This is a genomic window from Alcanivorax sp., assembly GCF_051117345.1.
Taxonomy (GTDB): domain Bacteria; phylum Pseudomonadota; class Gammaproteobacteria; order Pseudomonadales; family Alcanivoracaceae; genus Alcanivorax.
The window spans coordinates 1-22,454 of sequence record NZ_JBNPEC010000058.1; the positions used below are offsets into that span (position 1 = coordinate 1).

The following is a 22,454-nucleotide window of genomic DNA, read 5'->3' on the forward strand; positions in this document are numbered from 1 at the left end:
GGATTTCTCGACACTGACTGCCTGGCAACTGGCTGCGGGGATTGGTACGCTCTACACCGGTAGCATTTCGTTGCCTTATTACCTGTCAGCGCCTGCCGCTCCTGCAGATTTCAGCTTCCTGCAAAAAACCTGGAATGCGGACCAGGTGTTGGGGTCTCAGGTTGGGCCGGGTATTCCGCCTGCGGATATTGACGGCTCTTACAATGTGACCTATCGCTTTCCGTTTGCCGCAGAGACCGGTGAAGAGCTGGTGCCGCTTCAGGTTACCCTGCCGAATCCGGCTACTGCCCCGGCAGAGCTGATGGGCGCAAACTGTGGCAATGTTCGTGATGGCACGGGTTACCCCACAGTCATTTATGTCCATGGCATTACCAGTGACCGTACCTCTGTAATGGCGCTGGGCCACACGCTTGCCTCAAAGTGCGTGGCCACTGTGGCAATTGACTTGCCGGTACATGGTGTGCCTGCTAACAGTGCATTTGCTGCCGCATTGAATGTTGAGAACAGTGCACTGATTGATTTCTCTGCTCTTTATGGCGAAGACTTCCATGAGCGTCACTTCAATGTGGTCCAGGGCGCAACGGGCAATCCTGCTCTTATGAATTTTGACAGCCCAACTGCACAAGACGGCTCTGGTGCCTGGTTCATCAATCTGGCCAGCTTGGGGAACACCCGCGATAATATGCGTCAGTCGGTGATGGATCTGATGAACCTGAATGCCAGCCTGCAGGCGATCAGCGATCTGGATATTGCCACTAACGGTACGCTGGATACCGATAATGTGACGGTTGTCGGGGCCTCTCTGGGTGCGATAGTTGGGTCGGTATTCACCACCGTGAATCAGATTGCGATCAGTAATGATGCTACTTTCGGCAGCAACTTGAATCCTGTTAAAGGGCTCGTTGCCTCTGTCGGGGGTACACAGTTGACCCAGATCCTGAACAACTCGCAAACGTTCGCTCCCCGCATCCAGGCAGGGTTGGCGGCCAATGGGGTCAATGTTGGAACCAGTAACTATGAAAAGTTCCTCTATGCCGCACAAAGCACGGTGGCTTCTGGTGATCCGGTGAATTTTGCCGAAACTCTGGGGACTCTTGGTGTGCCGGTACTGATTCAGCAGGTGAATGGTGATGCGGTGGTGCCTAACGGCGATCCGGCACTGCCATTGATGGGTACAGAAGCTCTGGCTTCCCTCACCGGTGCGACTCAGCTAGGGGCTGGCGCGGCTGATGTGACCGCTGCGCCGGGTTACGTGAAAATGACAGCCGGTGGGCATGGCTCGTTGCTGACTCCGTCCGGTGGTGCACCGCAGGTGACTGCAGAACTGCAGGCTCAGGTGGTCAGCTTCGTACTTTCCTCTGGTGCGCAGGTGGGTGTCGGAACCCAGGCGCCTGGAGATGTAGAGGCACCATAATCCGATCTGGCAGTATCTACGAAAACACCCCGCTCTTGCGGGGTGTTTTCGTTTAGGCCAAGTGTCTACTATGAGTGTCCTGAACGGGTACGTTGAAATTACAGCAGGAGTCATGCATGGAAACCGCGCATAGTGCAGTCAAGACCACACGACTGGAAGAGTATCAGCCTCCGGTCTATCTGGTGGATGAGGTGGTTCTGGATGTGGATATCCATGATGGCGTGACGACAGTCACCAGTAGTTTGTTGCTCAAACATAACCCGGCTTCTCCTGTCCCGGCGGGAGAGATGCGCTTCAACGGCGAGGGCCTTGTTCTGCGCTCCCTGGCCCTGGACGGAGTTGTGCTTGAAGAGGGGCAGTACGAGTACAGTGACGATCAGTTGATTGTCAGGGGGCTGCCTGAACGCTGCCAGCTAACGTCAGTGGTGGATATCGAACCGGAAAAAAATACTGCGCTTGACGGTCTCTACCGCTCCAACGGCATGTATTGCACCCAATGTGAAGCGGAAGGCTTTCGCCGTATTACCTTCTTCCCGGACCGTCCCGATGTGCTGGCCCGGTTTACCACCACGGTGCGGGCCGACAAGAAGCGCTACCCGCTGCTGCTATCCAACGGTAACCCGGTCGATCAAGGCGAGGAGGGTGATCGCCACTGGGTGACCTGGGAGGACCCATTCCCGAAACCCTGCTATCTGTTTGCGCTGGTAGCCGGTGATCTGGCTTGCCTGGAAGACAGCTACACCACCGGTTCCGGTCGCCAGGTGTCGCTGCGTCTTTATGCGGAACACCGCGATCTGGACAAGCTGGATCACGCCATGCTGTCGCTGAAGAATGCCATGCGCTGGGATGAAGATACCTATGGTCGTGAGTACGACCTGGATATCTACATGATCGTGGCGGTAAGCCACTTCAATATGGGGGCCATGGAGAACAAGGGCCTTAATATCTTCAACACCGCCTGCGTGCTGGCGCACCCCTCCACTACCACGGATGCTGGTTTTCAGCGGGTGGAATCCGTGGTGGCCCATGAGTATTTCCATAACTGGTCGGGTAACCGGGTTACCTGCCGGGACTGGTTTCAGCTCAGTCTCAAGGAAGGCTTTACCGTATTCCGTGACCAGCAGTTCTCTGCTGATATGAATTCCGCCGCGGTGCAACGGGTGGAGAATGTGGACTTTCTGGTTAACCACCAGTTTCCTGAAGATCAGGGCCCCATGGCGCATCCTGTTCGCCCGGCGGAATACCAGAAAATTGATAATTTCTACACGCTGACGATCTATGAAAAAGGCGCTGAAATTGTCCGTATGCAGTATCACCTGTTAGGGCCGGAAGCCTTTCGTCGCGCCACAGACCTTTACTTCGAGCGATTCGATGGCCAGGCAGTCACCTGTGATGACTTCGTTGCCTGCATGGAGGAGATCTCCGGGCGGGATCTGACCCAGTTCAAGCGCTGGTACAGTCAGGCCGGGACCCCGGTACTGACCGTGACAGATAGCCTTGAAAAGGGTCGGTACCAGCTCACCTTCCGCCAACACACTCCCCCGACACCGGGGCAGGCGAAGAAGCAGCCGTTGATGATCCCGGTGCGTCTGGCCTTGCTGGACGAAGCCGGTGAACCGCTGCCACTGGATGAGCCAGGCAATCGGGAGAAGGTCATTATCCTCGACAGGGATGAGCAGACTCTCAATTTTGATGTTGCAGGGCCGGTTACGCCCTCCTTGCTGCGTGGCTTTTCCGCGCCGGTGATGCTCGACTACGACTTCGATTATGACCAGCTATCTCGCCTGCTGGCCCACGACAGTGATGGCTACTGTCGCTGGAGTGCCGCTCAGCGGCTTTATTTCTCCGCGCTGGATCGTCTCGTGAAGGGGGAGGCAACCGCAGCAGCTGAGGCGCAAGCGCTGGTGCCGGTATTGGAGCAAGTGATTGGCCGGGCCGATGAAGATCCGGCGCAGGCTGCTCTGTTGCTGTCACTGCCCGGCGAAGTGGCCCTGGGGGACCGGCATACCCCCCTGGATCCTGGCAAAGTCCATGCTGCCCACCGTGCCATGAAGCAGGCCCTGGGCAAGGCGTTGCAGGACCACTGGCTGTCACTGGCAGAAAATCTGATTGCTACCGAGCTGGAAATGGATGGCCGGGCCATGGGTCGCCGTCAGTTGCGCAATCTGGCGCTGGATTACCTGGCAGCGTCCGGTCACCCGGAAGCGCAGCGTCTGGCAGCGGAGTTGTTCGAGTTACCGCTGTGTATGACCGAAGAACTGGCTGCACTGCGGGTGCTGGTGCACTACAACCTGGCCGGCGCGAACCAGGCGCTGGCCCAGTTCGCGGAACGCTGGTCCGATGAGGCTCTGGTAATGGATCAGTGGTTTGCCGTTCAGGCGGCCATACCGGGGCCGGCCAGCCTGCCCGGAATAGAGGAATTGATGGCACATTCCGCGTTTGACTGGACTGTTCCGAATCGGGTGCGAGCTCTCATGGGCACCCTCGCCAATGGCAACCCGTCTGCCTTCCACTCTCCGGACGGGGAGGGGTACCGCCTGTTTGCTGCGGCACTGGTTCGACTAGACGGGATCAACCCGCAAATCGCAGCCCGGTTGGCCAATGCAGCTGCGCGTCTGCCAAAGCTGGAAGCGGGGCGCCGTCAGCAGCTAGCCTCAGCCTTGCAGGCAGTGCAAAAAAAGGCCTCGGACAATCTGAGAGAGGTTCTCGAGCGGATATTAGTGGCCTGATTTGAGGCTCTTCTCAGGGTGCATAAAATTGTGATGACTGGCTGGTCGTTAAATGTACACTGAGGGGGGATTTCTTTTTGGCCCCGATATGTAAGAATTAAGACTTAGTCTGGGTGGTGGTGTGCATCGGATAGAATGATGGGACCGGTACACAAGGGAGAAGCCGCCACCGGGGCAAGAACAATAAAGCCATGCATGGCAACTCGGAGAGCTACATGAATAATAACCCCCTGCGCAAAACCAGGTTAGCGATGGCTGTTGCTGGTGCTGCAGCCCTTACCAGCTTGTCACTTCCTGCCTCTGCAATTCAGCTTCAATTTGATAACCCCGACTGGTCCGGTCGACTGGATACCGCCTTGTCCGTTGGTGCGTTGTTCCGCACAGAAGGACAGGACCGGATGTTGGCGGCCAACGGCGATGTGGTTGACATGACCCTCAAGGGCTATGGCTCCCAGGTCAACAAGAACGATGCCAATAACAATTTTGATACCGGGCTGGCGTCTCTGGTTTACAAGATCACCCCGGAGATGGATCTGAGTTGGCAGGGCCGTTACGGCATGTTCCTGCGTGCCACGGCGTTCCATGATAAGCAGATCATGGGCGGTGGTCATGATGGCGGCGCTCTAATGAAATCGGGTCCCTTCGTGCCGGGTAACGGGTTTACTCGTTATGCGACATATTCCGATTATGCCAACAACGGTATCGGTGACGATTTCAACAGTGATGCCGAGCGCTATGCTGGCCAACGGGCCCGCATGCTGGATGCTTATGTCTGGGGGAGTTTCGATCTTTTCGAGAAACCCCTGAATGTGCGCCTGGGCCAACAGGTGATCAACTGGGGTGAAGCCCTGTTCATTCAGGGTGGTGTCAATACTGCCAACTACTTTGACCTCAACGCCTTGCGCTTGCCGGGCTCTGAAATCAAGGAGGCATTGCTGCCGCTGGATAGCTTGTACTTTTCCTACGGGCTGACCTTTAACGCGACACTGGAAGGCTTTTACCAGTTCGAGTGGGAAAATTCCGAGGATGCGCCAGCGGGCACCTATTTCTCTACCCATGATGCGTTCCCGGGCCGGGGCGCTGATAACGTGATTATCGACGGTCGAGTCGTCGCCCTCGGGGCTGGCGCGCCTGGGCTGGAGAATGCGTTTGCAGCCTATACCGCCCAGTTTGGGCCAGGTTATGAATACGAAGCGACCCAGGTAACCGTTGATCGGATTCGTGACGAGGAAGCCAAGGACAATGGTCAGTTTGGTCTGGCCTATCGTTACTTTGCCGAAAGCCTGAATGGTACTGAATTTGCGCTTTATTATACCCGCACTCATGCACGTACCCCTGTCGTGGGCTCCCGCATCAACAAGATCAACACCTCTGGTCTGGCTGGTGTTCCGGAAACCATCGACACTACCGAGTACCAGATGGCCTATGTGGAAGATCAGGACATGTTCGGTGGCAGCTTCAACACTGTCGTTGGCTCCATGTCTCTGGCGGGTGAGCTGGCTTACCGGCCCAAGCGTGCCATTATCAATGAAATCGGCGACAACCTGATTCAGTCACTGGCAGGCGCAGCGGCTAACCCTACACCTACTCTGGGTAGTCTGACGCAGCACTGTGTGCGTGCAGAGCTTGGTGGTAGCTGCCTCAATCCCAATACGCCGGTTCAGGAAGGCCAGCTTTATTACTTCTATGACGAAGTGGAAAGCTATAACGGCTCCCTGGTCAGCATTTTCAACTTTGGCCCAACCTGGGGTACCGATGGTCTGATCGCGCTGCTGGAACTGGGCGTCGAGCACATCGAAGGCCTGGAGAACCCGGAGCTGGAATATAACTCCACTGCCGCAATTCTCAGTTCCGAAGCCCAGATCCTGAGCCCGGATGACCCGAACAAATATAATCTGGATGACACATCCTGGGGTTATCGTGCGGTTCTGAAAGCGGACTACAACAATATTTTCGCCGGTATTTCCATGAGCCCGAGTGTGCGAGTTGCCCATGACGTGAGTGGTAATTCCCCCATCGGCGGTAACTTTATGGAAGACCGTAAGGCCGCCACGCTGGGGCTGGATTTTGTGTACCTGAACAACCTGGAAGTGGGCATGTCTGCCACCAGCTTCTGGGGCGCCAAATATTCCAACAAACTGGCGGACCGGAACAACGCTTCGGTTTCTGTTAAGTACTCTTTTTAATTTTTTCCGGGCCGGGTTTCCGGCCCGTTTATTCGGAGAGCAATCATGTTGAAGAAATTGACCGCCATGGGCAGCGCGCTTGCGCTGTCACTGAGCGTAGCGGCCAATGTGCAGGCTGCCGTGTCCGCGCAAGAAGCGGCAAAGTTGGGTAAATCCCTGACTCCGTTCGGGGCCAACGTCACCGGTAACGGCAAAGCCGTGTCCACTGGCCTTGGCATTCCGGACTGGACTGGTGGTATCCAGAAGAAGGATATCCCCAAGGAATATACCCGTCCCGGCCAGCATCACCCGGACCCCTACAAGAATGACAAGGTAGTGTTCACCATCACCGCCCAGAACCTGTCCAAGTATGCGGACAAGGTGCCTGACGGTGTGCAGGGTATGTTGAAAACCTACCCGGACACTTTCAAACTCAATGTCTACCCGAGCCGTCGCTCCACCTCCGCACCGCAATGGGTTTACGACAATACCAAGAGTAACGCGACCAAGGCTTCATTGGCAGAAACCGGTGTTAACAATGCGTTCGGCGGGATTCCTTTCCCGATTCTGAGTGGCAGCAACGAAGACAAGGCTCAGCAGGCGATCTGGAACCATATCCTGCGTTGGCGTGGTCTGTACGTGGTGCGTCGTGCTTCCGAAGTGGCGGTGCAGCGTAACGGTGCCTACTCCCTGATCACCTCTCAGCAGGAAGTGTACTTCCGTTACTACGATCCCAAGTACAACTTCGACAGCCTGGACAACATCATTTTCTACTACCTGTCCTTCACCAAGGCACCGGCACGTCTGGCCGGTGGGGCAGTGCTGGTTCATGAAATGCTCGACCAGAAGAAAATGCCGCGTCAGGCCTGGGGTTATAACGCCGGCCAGCGTCGTGTCCGTCGTGCTCCCAACCTGGCCTACGACACCCCGATCGCTGCAGCCGACGGCCTTCGTACTGCCGATGACACCGATATGTATAACGGTGCCCCGGACAAGTACAACTGGAAGCTGGTCCACGAAAAGCCGGTGGAAATGTTTATCCCCTACAACAACTACAAGATGGACAGCCCGGATGTGAAATACGAAACCCTGCTGCAACAGGGCCACGTAAACCCGGATTACCAGCGTTGGGAACTGCACCGTGTATGGGTCGTGGAAGCTAACCTGAAAGAGGGTGAGCGCCATATCTATGCCAAGCGTCGTTTCTACATTGATGCGGATTCCTGGCAGATCGCCGCCATCGACCAGTATGACCGTCGTGATGAGCTGTGGCGTGTAAGCCTTGCCTACATCAAGAACTACTACGAAGTGCCGACCCAATGGACCGCTCTGGATACCTTCCACGATCTGCGGGCCCAGCGGTACCACGTACAGTTCCTGGATAATGAAGAACCGTCCATTCTGGATTACAGCCAGCCGGTTCCGGATGATCGCTACTTCCACCCGGCCGCTCTGCGCCGCCGTGGACGGTAATGACAAGAAAAGGCTGACCGTTTAACGGCAGCTCTGGCAACGCGACCGGGACGCCCATGGCCCCCGGTCGTTTTGCACTCGGCTCGGCAAACGAGCCTTCGGGAAGAGATGGGACAATGAGAAAAATACTTTTGCTGGCTACTGCAGCCATGCTGTCTGCCCCTTTGCAGGCACAGTTTATTGATAGCAAGTCGCCGCTGGTTACTGCCAACAACTATCTGGACCTGGCCGATGCCAATGGCCGGATTGTGGCGGTGGGTGACCGTGGCAAGATTCTTTACTCCGATGATGATGGGGGCCACTGGCAGGCGGCCAAAACGCCTGAAGAGGTGCTCCTGACAGCGGTTTGTTTTGCGGATGCCCGCAACGGCTGGGCCGTGGGCCACGATGCCGTGGTACTGGGTACCCGTGATGGCGGAGAAAGCTGGACGCTCCAGTACAGTGATCCGCTGGGTGGCAGTGATGATAGCGAGACCGCTGATGAGAGCATGGATGATCTGTCCATGGACGACATCTATGGTGACCCTTATGAGGACGATGCCTACGGGGATGATCTCTACAGCGATGATCCCTACGAGGAAATCGCTGCTGCACCTGTCGATACCTCCGGTGCGCCGCTATTGGACGTGCACTGTGAAAGCCGTGACAAGGCCGTGGCAGTGGGCGGCTATGGTTACTACCTGGAAACGTCCAACGGCGGTGATACCTGGAGCAAACGAACCGCTGCGTTGAGCAATAATGATGGCTGGCACCTTTACGGTTATGCGGCCGCTCCGGCTAGCAGCGACCGCTATCTGGTTGGTGAGAAAGGCGTCATCTTTCGTTCCGCTGACAAGGGCCAGAACTGGGAGTCACTGAGCAGCCCCTATGAAGGGACCCTGTTCGGTGCCACCCCGATATCCGATTACCAGGTGCTGGTTTATGGCCTGCAAGGCAATGTGTGGTTAACCGCCAATCGCGGCAGTAGCTGGGTCAAGGTGCCCACCAAGCTGACCCGTGGTGTGAATGACGGCACGGTACTGGAAGACGGCACCGTGGTGCTGGTTACCAATGCCGGCGGTATTCTCACCAGCCATGATGGTGGTCAAACCTTTTCCCTGCGGTTCCTTCCGGACCGTGAATCCATCTCCGCAATTTTGCCCCGAAAGGCGGGCGGCGTTCTTATCGCCGGCCAGGGCGGAGTGCGTGTGATTGAAGACGTAAAATAAGGGGCACAGCATGTCAGGTCGTATTTCCAAAACCATTGCCGGCGGGCTGTTTTCCATTCGTCCCGTCGTGCTGCTGCTGTTCATTGCAGCGACTGTCTTTCTGGGCTTTCAGGCCAGCAAGATTCAGCTTAATACCGATATCCGCAAAATGGTCCCGCTGGGCCACCCCTATATCCAGAACTTTCTGGAACACAAGGATGATATGAGCCTGGGCAACGATGTACGTGTCATCGTTGCAGAAACCCAGAGTGACGACATCTTTAATCCTGAGTATATGACCGCTCTGAAGGAAATCACCGACGAGGTGTTTGCTCTGGATGGCGTGGATCCCAGCAAGATCAGTTCCCTCTGGACCAGCAATGTGCGTTGGAATGAGGTCACCGAGCAGGGCTTCCAGGGCGGTGAAGTGATTCCCGCGGGCTATGATGGCTCCGAAGACTCACTGGAAGAGTTGCGCACCAATGTACTGCGTTCCGGGCAGGTAGGGCGTCTGGTGGCGGATAACTTCCAGTCCAGTGTGGTGCATGCGCATCTGCTGGATGCGTTGGGTGAGAACGGCGTGGATATTCCCGTGCTGGCCGCTCGTCTGGAAGAGATTCGCGAAACCTACCAGGACAAGTACCCCAACGTCCGCATCCACATCGTCGGCCTGGCCAAAAAAGCGGGTGATGTGATGGCCGCAGCAGAAGAAGTGGCCATGTTCTTCTTCTTCACCCTGGCTCTGATTGCGGTGCTGCTGCTGCTTGATACCCGCTGTTTGCGCAGTGCAATGACAGTGACCGTCTGTTCTTTTGTGGCGGTTATCTGGCAGCTGGGGATTGTCAGTACGCTGGGCTTCACCATTGATCCCTATTCCATGCTGGTGCCGTTCCTGGTGTTTGCCATTGCGGTCTCTCATGGTGTGCAGATCGTCAATACGCTGGCGAACTATGCTGCAGAAGGGCAGAGCCCACTGGACGCGGCGCGAAATACGTTCCAGTCCCTGTATGTACCGGGCATGGTGGCGCTGGTTTCAGATGCCATCGGGTTCCTGACGCTCTATATCATTGATGTGGGCGTGATCCGGGAACTGGCCATGGCGGCCAGTATCGGTGTAGCGGTGATCATTATCACCAACCTGATTGTGGTACCGATGGTGCTTTCCTACCTGGGTGTCAGTGGTGCAGCGGTGCGCAAGATTCAGGCGGGGGAGAAGAAGGATCACCCGCTGGCAGGACTGTTTGCCCGCTTTACCCGTAAGCCTTTGGCGGCTCTCTCCATTGTGATCGCCGTGGCCGGTTACGGTGTGGGTATCTACATGAGCCAGGATCTGAAAATCGGTGACCTGGACAAAGGGGCGCCCGAGCTCTGGCCGGACCCGTGTGAAGAAATGGACTGTCCGCGCGGCTATGAACCCAAGCCCCGCTATCGCTATAACCATGACGTGAACTTCCTGGTGTCCAACTACTCTGTCAGTGCAGATGTGCTGGTGGTGATGGGCAAGACGCCGGTGGAATCCTGTAACACGTATCCGGCCATGCAGACCGTGGATGATTTGTCATGGACCCTGCGCAATGTGGATGGGGTGCAGGATGTGATTACCATTGCGTCTGCGACCAAGCTGATCTCCACCAACATGAATGAAGGCTCCCTGAAATGGGCCACCATTTCCCGGGACCAGTATGCGCTCAACAATGTCATGAGCTTCATGCCGGACAGCCTCTACAATCTGGACTGTTCCCTGGCCCCGGTGTATGTGTTCCTGGATGACCACAAGGCGGAAACCCTGGATCGCGTCACCGCAGCGGTTGCCGATTTTGCCGAAAAGCGGAACAACAATGAGGTCATCGAGTTCAAGCTGGCGTCAGGGAATGCGGGTGTAGAAGCTGCCACCAACCAGACCATCGAGGCCAACCAGTATCCCATGCTGGCCCTGGTGTACGCGGTGGTATCCATTCTGGTGCTGATTGCCTTCCGCTCCATCCGTGCGGTGATCTGTATCATCGTGCCGCTGGGTCTGACTTCCATCCTTTGTCAGGCACTGATGGCGCATCTGGGCATCGGCGTGAAAGTGGCGACCCTGCCGGTGATTGCCCTGGGTGTCGGTATCGGTGTGGATTACGGTATTTATATCTACAGCAAGCTGGCCCATTACCTGAAACAGGGTATGGATCTGGAATCTGCCTACAGGGAAACGCTCAAGACCACCGGCAAGGCGGTGGCCTTTACCGGTATTACCCTGGCGGTGGGCGTGATCTTCTGGGCATTCAGCTCCATCAAGTTCCAGGCGGATATGGGGATCCTGCTGACCTTCATGTTCCTGTGGAACATGATCGGCGCCCTGTGGCTGTTGCCCGCTCTGGGCTGCTTCCTGCTCAAGCCTGATGCGGCCCGCGCTCGTCAGAACAGCTAACTGACGCGCTGGTTTCTGTTGGTTATTTTCAAGCCCGGCTCTGCCGGGCTTTTTTTGTTCTGGTGCAGGGCGGCCCAGCTGCTGAACCGACCGGTTCACGTGGTGTCTGGTCCACAAGGTAAAGTGCGGCCGGTAGGTGGTGCCGTACTCCCCGGGGCTGTCCGACACAAAACATCGAAGTGACGGGGTAGCTTGGCTATAATGCCGGCCATTATCACAATCCGGGTTGTCCCATGCTGTACTCCCTTGCTCGCCCCCTGCTGTTTTCCCTGTCTGAAGAACACGCCCACGAGCTGACTCTGGCCATGCTGCGCAAGCGGGCGGGCAAGCTTTGGCCGGGCAGTGTGTCGGCATCACCACGGGAAGTGATGGGCATTGAGTTCCCCAATCCCGTGGGCCTGGCGGCGGGTCTGGACAAGAATGGCGACTGCATCGATGGTCTGGCGGATCTGGGGTTCGGTTTCATCGAGGTAGGCACGGTAACCCCGCGGCCACAGCCGGGTAACCCCCAGCCTCGCCTGTTCCGTCTGCCCAAGGCCCAGGCGCTGATCAACCGGATGGGGTTCAACAACCTCGGCGTGGACTATCTGGTCGGTGCGGTTAAACAGAGCCGCTACAAGGGTGTGCTGGGTATCAATATCGGCAAGAACAAGGACACTCCTGTAGAAGACGCGGTTCAGGATTACCTGAGTTGCCAGCAGAAAGTCCACGCCTATGCGTCCTATCTGGTGGTGAATGTCTCCTCGCCAAATACTCCTGGTCTGCGTAGCCTCCAGCACGGCGATGCGCTAAATGAATTGCTTGGTACCTTGCGCGAAGCCCAGACCCGTCTGGATGCGCAGCATCGCCGCCGCGTGCCGTTGGTCATCAAGATTGCTCCAGACAACAGCGAAGAAGAGCTGCAGGCCATGGGCGAAGCGTTTGTGCAGCACGGCATCGACGGTGTTTGCGTGGGGAATACCACGCTGTCCCGCGAAGGGGTACAAGGACTGCCCAAGGGCGATGAGCAGGGCGGACTTAGCGGTGCTCCCCTGAAGCCCATTGCCAACCAAGCTCTGGCTACCATGAGCGATACCCTGAAAGGGCGAATCCCGATAATCGGGGTAGGCGGCATCAACCGCGCCGCCGATGCGCTGGAGAAGCAGCGCCTGGGGGCCGACCTGGTTCAGATATACAGTGGCCTGATTTATCAAGGGCCGGGGCTGATCGGTGATATCGCCCGCGCCTGGCCGAAAGCTATCTAGGCTGCGAGCCGGAAGCTGGAAATTAAAAAGGGCCCGGGAGGGGCCCTGTGAGTCGGCGCTTGATGCGCCGGCGGAGTGTTGAACTGGGTTGAAGGTGTTAGCCGATATTTTTCAGGTTCTGAATGCTGGAGACCCCCAGCATGCCATGTGCGAAATCAGTGCGACCTTCGCGCCAGCCGCCCATCCAGTTGGTGCGTGCACTGAGGGCGCCAAACGGGCACTCCTCACGAGATTTTCCATCCAGGCCGGCGTTGTATCCCCGGCTGTAGGCGCGGTCGTCTTTGTTTCGTTTTTGTCGCTTCATAGACGCTTTCCCTTTCACAGATAGCGGTATTGAAAATGACCCCTGGCAGAGAACAAGGCCAGTCATCGGGGTCGACCATTTCAGTATGGGAAAGCGTTGGGGTAGTGTCGAATACCATGTAGCAATATGGTTCGTGCTTGTTAAGCATATGACGTATAAAGGGCAGCTTGATGACGGTTTGTGTAACGCATTGAAAATTAAATGGTTAATTTTTTCGTTGCGTATAAAACAGTCACTTACGAGGTATCAGTAATGGAATTTGTGGCCACCAGCATGCCCGGCATTGCCGAGTTGCTGGCCGACGAACTGTCGTCACTGGGGATATCGGTAACAGAAACCGGTCGGGCCCATGTGGCGTTTACCGGTGGTACCGCGGATGCACTTCGGGTCTGTCTGTGGTCGCGGCTGGCGGAACGGGTGCTGTTGTCCCTGGCCACGCTGGGGGTAACCCCGGATATCGCCCCGGAAAAGCTGGCCGCCAGCCAGGATTGGCTAGCGCTGGTGGGAAATGATGCGCCCCTGCATATCCATCTGGAGCATGGGGCAGGGGTGCGCGGTGATAACCGCATCAGCACCAAACGGTTTATTCAGTCATTGCCACCGCAGTTCACGGTATCCCGGGATGCTCGTGGCAGTTGCTGTATCCGTGCCCGGCTGGATCCCAATGAAGCGCATCTGTGGCTGGATATGGCTGGTGATCCCTTGCATCGGCGTGGTTACCGCTTAGCCGGCGGTCGGGCGCCCCTGCGTGAAACCCTGGGCGCCGCCATGCTGTGGGCCGCCGGCTGGCGTCAGGGCAATCATCCGGCAGCGCTAATGGACCCGTTCTGCGGCTCCGGTACCCTGTTGATAGAAGCCGCGCAGATCGCTGCCGGCTGGGCAGCGGGTGCCCAGCGCAAGCATTACGGTTTCCAGCAGTGGCGGGCATGTCGCCGTCAGCTCTGGGAGGATGCCATGGAAGAGGCTGCCGCCAGCGCCCGCCAGCCGCTTCCGGAGATGTCCCTGAAGGGATTCGATGTGGACGGCCGGGCTATCCAGCTGGCCCAGCAAAATGCCGAGCGGGCGGGGGTTCGTCAGGCCATTCATTTCGAACGCCGCGAACTGGGCGCCCTGCGTTCCCGGGATTTCGCCGATCAGGGTTTGCTGGTAGCTAACCCGCCCTGGGGCGAGCGTCTGGACGAGCAGCAACAAGCTGGCTGGCTGCATTTCGCCCTTGGCCGGTTGCTGGCTAAATTGGCGCCGACCTGGCGAGCGGTGTTGTTGGGCGCCGACGCGGAAGTGATGGATCGCTCCGGCATGGACCTGCAGAGCCAGTGGCGACTGAAAAACGGGCCGTTCAATAACTTCATTCGTCTCTACCACTCTCGCCAGCCGGCGCCAGTGGAGGTGGTGACGATTGCTGAGTCATCTGCCTTCGAGGTGCCGGAAGGAGCTCAGCCGCTGGTGAACCGCTTGCGCAAGAATGGCAAACACTTGCGCCGCTGGCTGGAGCGCGAAGATATCCAGTGCTATCGCCTCTACGACAGAGACCTGCCTGAGTTCAACGTGGCCGTGGATATCTATGGCGATCAGGTGCTGGTGCAGGAATTCAAGGCGCCGAAAACCGTGGACCCGGAAAAGGCCAAACAGCGGCGTGATCTGGCGGTGACCGCCGTTCGCGCGGCGCTGGGTGTGCACCGCGAACAGGTCCACCTGCGTACCCGAGAGCGCCAGAAAGGTAATCAGCAGTATCAGAAGCTGGATGGGCAGGGGCGTTACCGGCTGGTGCGGGAAGGGCAGGCGCAGTTGTTGATCAACCTGCAGGATTATCTGGACACTGGTCTGTTCCTGGATCACCGCCCCACGCGACTGAAAATTGCCGAAGAAGCCGGCGGCAAGCGCTTCCTCAACCTGTTTGCCTACACCGGTTCTGCCACCGTGCATGCGGCTGTTGGCGGCGCCAAGCGCACGGTCACCGTGGATGCGTCCAAGCGCTACCTGGAATGGGCGGCCTGCAATCTGGCCGCCAATGGCTTTTCCACCGACCAGCATGAGTTGGTGCGTGCAGACACCATGCGCTGGCTGGACGAATGTCAGGAGCAGTTTGATCTGGTGTTCTGTGATCCGCCGACCTTTTCCAACAATAAGTCGCGCAGTGATTTCGTCGTGGAAGAGCACCATGGCGAACTGATCCGCAAGATCATGCGTCGGCTGGAGCCGGGCGGGGTGCTGTACTTTTCCTGCAACTACCGCCGTTTCGAACTCGACCCGAGTATCAGCAAGTGGTATCAGGTAGATGATATTTCCCGCTGGAGCATTCCGGAGGATTTCCGCCGGAATGACAAGATTCATGTCTGCTATGCCATTCGGCATGTGGAGGACTGATGAGCGTAGTGCTTTATACCACGGTGGGCTGTCACCTCTGTGAGCAGGCCCGTGAACTGGTCTCCATGGTGTCACCGGAGCTTACGCTGACACTGGTTGATGTGGCCGAGGACGATGAGCTGCTGGCCCGTTATGGCGAGCGCATTCCCGTGCTGATGAAAGAGGGGCGGGAGCTGGGCTGGCCATTCAGTCTGCTTGATGTGCAGCAGTTTCTGGCAGGTTGAGTGATTGATGTGGGCTTCACAGCGGCAAGATCATTATTGTCGGCATGGAAACGATAAGCCCCAAAAAACTGCACAAGCGCAAGGCCGATGAAGTCGAGATTTTCTCGGCCTGTCTGTCCGTCTGCACCGTCAAGGTTCGTTTTGGTGATGCCTGGTACTGGGTTGCCGATGACGGCGGTAAAATCATGCGCTTTAATGGCCCCGAGCATGCCAATAACCAGCTCCAGACCCTGTCCACTGGCACGGCGCATCTGTTGCACCATTCAGCCCATGCGGAAATGGTCGGTCAGCCGGAAGGGGAGGTGATCCCTCCGCTTCGGGTGCGCTTTCACTGGCGAAGCCAGGTCTGACCTGCTGTAGGAGCCTTTTTTGCAAGGCGAAGATCTGGGGCAACCTTTCGCACTGGTACCTTCGCTTTGCAGGCAAAGCTCCAACTCAACGGTTTGGTGGTTTCGCTTATCCGAACAGTGCTCGCGCATTTTGGCTTGTCATGGCCGCCACCTGGCCCACATCCTGTCCTCGCAAGCTCGCCACTCGTTGGCCAATCCAGGGAAGCAACGACGGCTCGTTGCGTCGTTTCTTGGGGGGCGCTTCCGGCAGATCCCGGGGCAGCAGATAGGGCGCATCGGTTTCCAGCAGCAGCCGGTTATCCGGGATATTGTGCACCAGCTCGGCCAGCGGCTTGCCGCGGCGCTCATCGCACACCCAGCCGGTGATGCCAATGTGGCAATCCAGATCCAGATAATCGAAAAGCGCCTGGCGTGAACCGGTAAAGCAGTGCACCACTGCACCGACAAGATGATCCCGGTGCGATTTGAGGATGGGCGCGAAGCGCTCATGGGCGTCACGCTCATGCAAAAACACCGGTAACCGGTATTCCACAGCCAGAGCCAGTTGTGCCTCAAAGGCACGTTCCTGATCCGCCCGTGGGGAAAAGTCGCGATTGAAATCCAGGACCATCTCGCCGGCGGCCTTTACGCTCTGCTGGCTTACCAGCTCCCGCAGTTTCTTTTCCAGGGTGGAGGAGTAGAAACGGGCGCTATGGGGGTGAAGGCCGGCGGTGGAAAACAGATCATCGTGCTGGCTGGCCAGCTCCATGGCTTGGCGGGATTCGTCCACATTGGTGCCGGTGAGTAATTGCCAGGTTACCCCGGCAGAACGGGCTCGTTCCAGCACCTCATCCCGGTCATCCCGGAACTGCTTGTCGGTCAGATTGACGCCGATATCAGCCCAGTGAGGAATGTCGCTCTTGCAGTGAGTAGTGTGAGGTTCTTTCATCAGGAGCCTGCTCCGCCAGTTGTTCGCGCAGGGATTCTACCCGACGACGGTTGGCACCTAAATCCCAATAGCCTACCCGGGAGGCGGAACGCACTTCTACCATGCCGTCTTCGCGGATATAAAAGGTTACGTCATCCACGAATCGCAACAGCCGGCTGGAGAAGCGGGCCTGAATCCGGGACTGGCCGACCACGTCGAACTCTACACGGGGTAACTGGCGGAGCAAGGCCTGTAGACGGGCCATGCTGGCCTGTCGAGTGTCTGCTACCTGCAGGGGGGCAACCCGGCGATCTTCGTCTTTGGCCAGGCTGGAGACGCAGTTAGGCGAAGCCGGGCAGGGAGCAAGTAGATGCGTATCGGACATGGCGGCAACACTCATGAATAGCAGAATGGCACTAGAAAGAGTTCGGATCACGAATCAACCCCACGAAAATACCCTCGATGATCAGTTGATCCGCCGGTACCTTGATTGGCTCGTAAGCATCGTTGGCCGGTAACAGGGTGGCACTGGATTTATTCAACTTTAGGGTCTTTACCGTGACTTCTTCGTCAATGCGGGCAACCACAATTTCACCGGAGCGCGCCACGTTGGATTTGCGCACGGCAATCAGGTCGCCATCGAAGATGCCGGCCTCGATCATACTGTCGCCCTGTACTTTCAACAGGTAAGTGGGACGTTGCTTGAACAGTCCCTGGGGCACCGGCACGGTGCGTTCCACATTTTCGATGGCCTCGATGGGAACCCCGGCAGCCACTTTGCCCACAATCGGGAGTTCTTCTTCCGACCAGTAGGCATTGTCGAGCAGTTGAATGCCCCGGGAGCGGTCACTGTGGAGTTTGATAAAGCCCTTGCGTTCCAGGGCTCGCAAATGGTCAGAGGCGGCATTCTTGGACTGAAAGCCCATGATGTCGGCAATTTCCGCGCGAGTGGGTGCCATACCGGTATCGGCGATGCATTCGCGGATACAGTCCAGCACCTGTTGCTGGCGATCGGTGAGTTTGCTGCTCATAACCTTCTCCATGTTTCCCGCAGGATTTCGGTTCCATACCCGGGCGTCATCGACGCTTCTGGCTAACCAGGCTGTCAGCCTTGGCTGACAAACAGTGCTACAAAACCGATGCTAGCATAGGTACTGATAATATGAACAGTGCTATTTGAACAGTTGTATGGGGGCAGGTTTTCACCGGTTTCGGGAGGATATCGTTGCCCTGTGAGAGCGGTGGCACTAGCATATTGCAGAGAGCTTCTGAATGGTTGCGGATCTTTGTGTTGATTCGTCCGTAGGCGGACTCTTCGATAATAATTCCATCAGACCTGGGGATAGTAGATGGAGCAGGCCAATAATAATGACTTCGGCCAACAACGGATCCGGCAGCTGTTATCCGGTGTCCCGTTTTTCAATGAAATTGCTCGTGATGATCAAAGCGAATTTGCCCAGCTTGAGCAGAATACCCGCCTTTGGGTAGCCGGTTCCGGTGACACTGTGATTCGTGCCGGGGATGTGGATTCCACCCTGTATTTTCTGCTGCGAGGGCAGCTTGAAGTGCTATCCGATACGGCCGGCGAAACGCCGCTTTATTACGTATCGCCGGGGGAGGTTTTTGGCACCCTTTCCATGTTGCTCGGTACCCCCCGCAGCGCCACAATCAAGGTGTCAGAGGCTGCCCGTGAAGCGGTATTGGTGAGCCTGGATTTCAATGAATTCAACGAAGATGACAGCCCTTATTCATTGATCACCCGGCTGGCGTTCTTTCACATGATCGTTCACCACATCCGCTGGACCCTGGAAGTCAAACGCATGCAGTCGCCAGACCATGAATTGGTCCAGTCCATGCGCAAACTACCGGTGTTCCACGGAGAAAAAGGTAGCAGGGAAGAACTGGCCGCCCTCAAGGTTCAGGCCCAGGCACTGGCGGAGCTGCTATGTCGTTGGAACGAAGAAGGGGCGGAAGGGACGGGGGCGTTGCAGCTCACTTGAAGGCAGTTAATCGTTAACAGTGAATAGTGAACAGTTTCGCGGAACAGGTTTTCTATTCTGTGAACGTAAGAGGCCGCGCCCATATTCTGGGCGCGGCCTCTTACGTTTCAGTCAGGCATGCGCTGGCACGCGCGCTATTAACTATTCACTGTTAATTATTAACTGCTCTTCTGATCGACCTTAACCGCCAACACATCGCAATGCGCCCCAGGAACCAGGCCGCGGGCGGTGGAGCCCAGTAGCAGGGCGAGACCGCTGCGGGTGTGGCTGCCGACTACGATCAGGTCGGCGTCCAGTTTGTCTGCCTGGTCGAGGATGGTCTTCTCAATGGAACCCAGCTCCACATGGACATTATCGGCGGGTATCTGATAACGGCCGGCATAGGTGTCGGCGGTGTCCCGGGCCTGTTTCATCAGGCCGCTCTGCAGGTCGGTCACATCCATGGGCACATCGGCGCCATAGGCCAGCGCCAGGGGCTCGATCACATGGATCAGATGCAGCTCACCATCATTGCCGGAGAGCACCCCGGCCGCCCGGGACAGCACCTGGGCAGACTCATCACTGCAATCAATGGCGACCAGAATTCGGCGATAAGGACTCGTCACGGTTCTCTCCCTGAAACGGTGTGTTTCCCGCAGTATAACGCTCTTTGGGCGGCTTGCCAGAGCCCGTTTCTCACTGTGAGGGTTGCCCACGACCCTGTCTCTGGTCTACTACTAAAAAAGGCCGGTCGGTGACAGCAGAGCTTGACCCGGCCATACCGGCGCTGTCTAAATAGCGCCCGAAGAAGACTGGCGCCGCCTGTGCGATCGCCATATCGGGGCACTGTAGCCGGTGCGCTCTGTTCAACAAACTGCCGCCATTGAGAACCTGAGAATGGGAAAAACTCTTGTTATTGTGGAGTCGCCTGCCAAGGCCAAGACCATCAACCGCTACCTGGGCGACGACTTCGTAGTGAAGTCCAGCGTCGGCCACGTACGCGATCTGCCGGTCAGTGGTGGCTCCAAGAAGAGCACCCCTCAGGAACGCGCCAAGGAAGCGGCCTACACCCGCTCCCTGCCCAAGGAGGAGCGCGAAGCCTATAAAAAGAAGAAGGCCAAGGCCCAGTTGATCAACCGCATGGGCGTGGACCCGGAGCACGGCTGGAAGGCCCATTACGAGATCCTTCCCGGCAAGGAAAAGGTAATCGACGAACTCAAACGTCTTGCCGCCAAAGCCGATCGCATCTATCTCGCAACGGATTTGGACCGCGAAGGGGAGGCGATTGCCTGGCACCTGCGGGAAGTGATCGGTGGTGACGATAGCCGCTTTGACCGGGTGGTGTTCAACGAAATTACCAAGAAAGCCATTCAGGCTGCCTTCGAGCAGCCCGGCAAGCTGGACCTGAGTCGGGTGGAAGCCCAGCAAGCTCGCCGTTTCCTGGATCGGGTGGTGGGCTTCATGATCTCGCCGCTGCTGTGGGAAAAGATTGCCCGTGGCCTGTCCGCCGGCCGGGTTCAGTCCGTGGCCGTGGAACTGGTGGTGGAGCGCGAGCGGGAAATCCGTGCCTTTATCCCGGAAGAATTCTGGGAAATGCACAGCGACACCCACAGCGAGCAGGGCGAAGCCCTGCGTCTGGAAGTGGCCAAGCACAAGGGCATGAACTTCCGCCCGGACAACGGTGACGATGCGGAGCAGCATCGCCAGGCGTTGCTGCAGGCCGGCACCCTCACCATCAGCCAGCGTGAGCAGCGGCCCACCCGCTCGAAACCTTCGGCCCCCTTTATTACCTCCACCCTGCAGCAGGCGGCCAGTACCCGCCTCGGTTTCGGGGTGAAGAAGACCATGATGATGGCCCAGCGCCTTTATGAGGCCGGCCATATCACTTATATGCGTACCGATTCCACCAACCTGAGCAGTGACGCGGTCGCCGCCTGTCGGGAATGGATCGGCGAGAAGTTGGGTGACAAATACCTGCCCGAGAAGCCGCTGTCCTACAGCAGCAAGGAAGGCGCTCAGGAAGCTCACGAAGCGATCCGCCCCTCCGATGTACGCCGCACGTCCGATTCTCTCAAGGATATGGAGCGTGATGCCCAGCGTCTGTATGAGCTGATTCGTCGTCAGTTCATTGCCTGTCAGATGCCGCCAGCGGAATACCTGAGCTCCACGCTCACCGCCACCGGCAATGACTACGAGCTGAAGGCCAAGGGTCGCATTATGAAATACGACGGTTGGACCCGCATCCAGCCGCCTGCCTCACGTAAAGGCCAGGAAGATACCCTGCTGCCGGATGTGAAAGAGGGCGACAAACTGACCATCGATCAGGTGGACATCGATCAGCACTTCACCAAGCCGGCGGCTCGTTTCACTGAGGCCAGCCTGGTGAAGGAACTGGAAAAACGCGGCATTGGCCGCCCATCTACCTATGCGGCGATCATCTCCACCATTCAGGATCGTGGCTATGTCCGCCAGGATAACCGCCGTTTCTATGCGGAAAAGATGGGCGATATCGTCACCGACCGGCTGACGGAAAGCTTTCCCAACCTGATGGATTACAGCTTCACCGCCCGGATGGAAGAAACCCTGGATGAAATCGCCGAGGGCCGCCGCAACTGGCAGGATGTGCTCGACGATTTCTATCGCGATTTCGTGGGTAAACTGGAAGCCGCCCAGGGCGAGGGCAGTGGCAAGCAGGCCATCGGCGGTATGCGTGCCAACCTGCCCACCGACACTGACATTGATTGCCCCAAGTGCGGCCGTCCCATGCAGATCCGCACCGGCTCCACCGGGGTTTTCCTGGGCTGCTCAGGCTACAGCCTGCCGCCGAAAGAGCGTTGCACCGCCACCCTGAATCTGCTGCCCGGCGAAGAAGCCGAATCGGTGAATGCCGATGATGAGGAAGCGGAAGCCAAGGAGCTGCGCAACAAGAAGCGTTGCCAGAAGTGTGGCACGGCCATGGAAAACTACCTGATCGATGAAAAGCGCAAGCTGCACATCTGCGGTAATAACCCGGACTGTGACGGCTACGTGGTCGAGAAGGGCGAGTTCCGCATCAAGGGCTACGATGGCCCGGTGCTGGAGTGTGAAAAATGCAGCAACGAGATGCAGTTGCGCACCGGCCGGTTTGGTAAATTCTTCAAGTGCACCAACGAAGAGTGCGGAAATACCCGCAAGTTGCTCAAGAGTGGCGAGCCGGCGCCGCCGCGGGCGGACCCGATTCCCATGCCGCACCTCAAGTGCGAAAAGTACGATGATGACCACTATCTGCTTCGCGATGGTGCTTCCGGTTTGTTCCTGGCGGCCAGCAAATTCCCGAAAAACCGGGAAACCCGTCCACCGCTGATCATGGAAATCCAGAGTGTTGCAGAGCAGCTCGATCCCAAGCACAAGTATCTGGCCGAGGCGCCAGCGAAAGACCCGGACGGCAATCCCGGGGTGCTGCGCTACAGCCGCAAGGCCAAAGAGCAGTACGTGATGAGCGAGATCGACGGCAAAGCCACCGGCTGGATGGCCTTTTACCGCGACGGCAAGTGGGTAGAGGAACAGACCAAGAAGAAGGCACCCGCCAAGAAAAAAGCGGCTGCCAAAAAGAAGGCCCCGGCAAAGAAAAAATCGGCCGCCAAGAAATCCTGACCGCCATCATTTGTAGGCGCTATGTTTGCGATGCCAGCATAGCGCCTGCGGTCAGGTTAACCTGTCAT

Annotated in this window: 16 protein-coding genes and 1 pseudogene; 12 read left to right on the top strand and 5 right to left on the bottom strand. The window is 57.4% G+C overall.

Annotated elements, in window-relative coordinates; all coding sequences use genetic code 11:
- The 7 genes and pseudogenes from ACFE0K_RS03755 to ACFE0K_RS03785 form a co-directional block, all read left to right on the top strand.
- Positions 1-1,414: pseudogene (locus tag ACFE0K_RS03755) on the top strand (hypothetical protein); the annotation flags it as partial.
- Positions 1,415-1,530: 116 nt separating this feature from the next.
- A complete protein-coding gene (gene pepN, locus ACFE0K_RS03760; RefSeq protein ID WP_434534788.1) occupies positions 1,531-4,143 on the top strand; it encodes an aminopeptidase N in 2,613 nt (870 codons plus the stop codon).
- 215 nt (positions 4,144-4,358) lie between these two features.
- Positions 4,359-6,329 carry a DUF1302 domain-containing protein gene (locus ACFE0K_RS03765; RefSeq protein ID WP_434534789.1) on the top strand — a complete coding sequence of 657 codons (1,971 nt, stop codon included), beginning with the start codon at positions 4,359-4,361 and terminating at the stop codon, positions 6,327-6,329.
- Positions 6,330-6,374: 45 nt separating this feature from the next.
- Positions 6,375-7,781, top strand: a complete 1,407-nt coding sequence (locus ACFE0K_RS03770; RefSeq protein ID WP_434534790.1) for a DUF1329 domain-containing protein — start codon at positions 6,375-6,377, stop codon at positions 7,779-7,781.
- 116 nt (positions 7,782-7,897) lie between these two features.
- Positions 7,898-8,989: a WD40/YVTN/BNR-like repeat-containing protein gene (locus ACFE0K_RS03775; RefSeq protein WP_434534791.1), complete on the top strand. Its 1,092-nt coding sequence runs from the start codon at positions 7,898-7,900 to the stop codon at positions 8,987-8,989.
- Between the two features lie 10 nt (positions 8,990-8,999).
- Positions 9,000-11,381: an efflux RND transporter permease subunit gene (locus ACFE0K_RS03780; RefSeq protein WP_434534792.1), complete on the top strand. Its 2,382-nt coding sequence runs from the start codon at positions 9,000-9,002 to the stop codon at positions 11,379-11,381.
- A gap of 233 nt (positions 11,382-11,614) precedes the next feature.
- Positions 11,615-12,625, top strand: coding sequence for a quinone-dependent dihydroorotate dehydrogenase (locus ACFE0K_RS03785; protein ID WP_434534793.1), 1,011 nt, complete (start codon positions 11,615-11,617; stop codon positions 12,623-12,625).
- Positions 12,626-12,722: 97 nt separating this feature from the next.
- On the opposite strand, the gene rmf is transcribed toward ACFE0K_RS03785, so the two are convergent.
- Complete coding sequence (rmf, locus tag ACFE0K_RS03790) at positions 12,723-12,929, bottom strand: ribosome modulation factor (RefSeq protein ID WP_035247144.1); 207 nt, start codon at positions 12,927-12,929, stop codon at positions 12,723-12,725.
- A gap of 252 nt (positions 12,930-13,181) precedes the next feature.
- Here rmf and rlmKL point away from each other — a divergent pair, with 252 nt between their 5' ends.
- The 3 genes from rlmKL to ACFE0K_RS03805 are packed head-to-tail and all read left to right on the top strand — an operon-like array spanning position 13,182 to position 15,867.
- The gene (gene rlmKL, locus ACFE0K_RS03795; protein WP_434534794.1) at positions 13,182-15,293 is read left to right on the top strand and encodes a bifunctional 23S rRNA (guanine(2069)-N(7))-methyltransferase RlmK/23S rRNA (guanine(2445)-N(2))-methyltransferase RlmL; all 2,112 of its coding nucleotides are present in this window, start codon (positions 13,182-13,184) and stop codon (positions 15,291-15,293) included.
- Positions 15,293-15,517, top strand: a complete 225-nt coding sequence (locus tag ACFE0K_RS03800; protein WP_434534795.1) for a glutaredoxin family protein — start codon at positions 15,293-15,295, stop codon at positions 15,515-15,517. Before rlmKL ends, ACFE0K_RS03800 begins: the two co-directional genes overlap by 1 nt.
- 44 nt (positions 15,518-15,561) lie before the next feature.
- Entirely contained in the window at positions 15,562-15,867 is a 306-nt protein-coding gene (locus tag ACFE0K_RS03805; RefSeq protein ID WP_434534796.1) for a DUF6482 family protein, read from the top strand.
- A gap of 106 nt (positions 15,868-15,973) precedes the next feature.
- Here the strand turns inward: ACFE0K_RS03805 and ACFE0K_RS03810 are convergent, their stop codons facing one another.
- The 3 genes from ACFE0K_RS03810 to lexA are packed head-to-tail and all read right to left on the bottom strand — an operon-like array spanning position 15,974 to position 17,805.
- A complete protein-coding gene (locus ACFE0K_RS03810) occupies positions 15,974-16,795 on the bottom strand; it encodes a TatD family hydrolase (RefSeq protein ID WP_434534797.1) in 822 nt (273 codons plus the stop codon).
- Positions 16,743-17,159, bottom strand: coding sequence for a DUF1499 domain-containing protein (locus tag ACFE0K_RS03815; RefSeq protein ID WP_434534798.1), 417 nt, complete (start codon positions 17,157-17,159; stop codon positions 16,743-16,745). Before ACFE0K_RS03815 ends, ACFE0K_RS03810 begins: the two co-directional genes overlap by 53 nt.
- Positions 17,160-17,190: 31 nt before the next feature.
- Positions 17,191-17,805: a transcriptional repressor LexA gene (gene lexA, locus ACFE0K_RS03820; RefSeq protein ID WP_434534799.1), complete on the bottom strand. Its 615-nt coding sequence runs from the start codon at positions 17,803-17,805 to the stop codon at positions 17,191-17,193.
- Positions 17,806-18,123: 318 nt separating this feature from the next.
- Here lexA and ACFE0K_RS03825 point away from each other — a divergent pair, with 318 nt between their 5' ends.
- Positions 18,124-18,774 (top strand): cyclic nucleotide-binding domain-containing protein, encoded by a 651-nt coding sequence (locus ACFE0K_RS03825; protein ID WP_434534800.1) that lies wholly within the window; start codon positions 18,124-18,126, stop codon positions 18,772-18,774.
- 158 nt (positions 18,775-18,932) lie between these two features.
- Here the strand turns inward: ACFE0K_RS03825 and ACFE0K_RS03830 are convergent, their stop codons facing one another.
- On the bottom strand, positions 18,933-19,379 hold the full coding sequence (locus tag ACFE0K_RS03830) for a universal stress protein (RefSeq protein WP_434534801.1): 447 nt from the start codon (positions 19,377-19,379) through the stop codon (positions 18,933-18,935).
- A 271-nt stretch (positions 19,380-19,650) separates the two neighbouring features.
- Between ACFE0K_RS03830 and topA the strand changes: the two genes are divergently transcribed.
- Positions 19,651-22,386 (top strand): type I DNA topoisomerase, encoded by a 2,736-nt coding sequence (gene topA / locus ACFE0K_RS03835; protein WP_434534802.1) that lies wholly within the window; start codon positions 19,651-19,653, stop codon positions 22,384-22,386.
- Positions 22,387-22,454: the final 68 nt, after the last annotated feature.

Excerpts from the sequence above, each read along its gene's own strand:
- pepN (WP_434534788.1), top strand. The coding sequence starts at position 1,531 with ATGGAAACCGCGCATAGTGCAGTCAAGACCACACGACTGGAAGAGTAT.
- ACFE0K_RS03765 (WP_434534789.1), top strand. The coding sequence starts at position 4,359 with ATGAATAATAACCCCCTGCGCAAAACCAGGTTAGCGATGGCTGTTGCT.
- ACFE0K_RS03770 (WP_434534790.1), top strand. The coding sequence starts at position 6,375 with ATGTTGAAGAAATTGACCGCCATGGGCAGCGCGCTTGCGCTGTCACTG.
- ACFE0K_RS03775 (WP_434534791.1), top strand. The coding sequence starts at position 7,898 with ATGAGAAAAATACTTTTGCTGGCTACTGCAGCCATGCTGTCTGCCCCT.
- ACFE0K_RS03780 (WP_434534792.1), top strand. The coding sequence starts at position 9,000 with ATGTCAGGTCGTATTTCCAAAACCATTGCCGGCGGGCTGTTTTCCATT.
- ACFE0K_RS03785 (WP_434534793.1), top strand. The coding sequence starts at position 11,615 with ATGCTGTACTCCCTTGCTCGCCCCCTGCTGTTTTCCCTGTCTGAAGAA.
- rmf (WP_035247144.1), bottom strand. The coding sequence starts at position 12,929 with ATGAAGCGACAAAAACGAAACAAAGACGACCGCGCCTACAGCCGGGGA.
- rlmKL (WP_434534794.1), top strand. The coding sequence starts at position 13,182 with ATGGAATTTGTGGCCACCAGCATGCCCGGCATTGCCGAGTTGCTGGCC.
- ACFE0K_RS03800 (WP_434534795.1), top strand. The coding sequence starts at position 15,293 with ATGAGCGTAGTGCTTTATACCACGGTGGGCTGTCACCTCTGTGAGCAG.
- ACFE0K_RS03805 (WP_434534796.1), top strand. The coding sequence starts at position 15,562 with ATGGAAACGATAAGCCCCAAAAAACTGCACAAGCGCAAGGCCGATGAA.
- ACFE0K_RS03810 (WP_434534797.1), bottom strand. The coding sequence starts at position 16,795 with ATGAAAGAACCTCACACTACTCACTGCAAGAGCGACATTCCTCACTGG.
- ACFE0K_RS03815 (WP_434534798.1), bottom strand. The coding sequence starts at position 17,159 with ATGTCCGATACGCATCTACTTGCTCCCTGCCCGGCTTCGCCTAACTGC.
- lexA (WP_434534799.1), bottom strand. The coding sequence starts at position 17,805 with ATGAGCAGCAAACTCACCGATCGCCAGCAACAGGTGCTGGACTGTATC.
- ACFE0K_RS03825 (WP_434534800.1), top strand. The coding sequence starts at position 18,124 with ATGGAGCAGGCCAATAATAATGACTTCGGCCAACAACGGATCCGGCAG.
- topA (WP_434534802.1), top strand. The coding sequence starts at position 19,651 with ATGGGAAAAACTCTTGTTATTGTGGAGTCGCCTGCCAAGGCCAAGACC.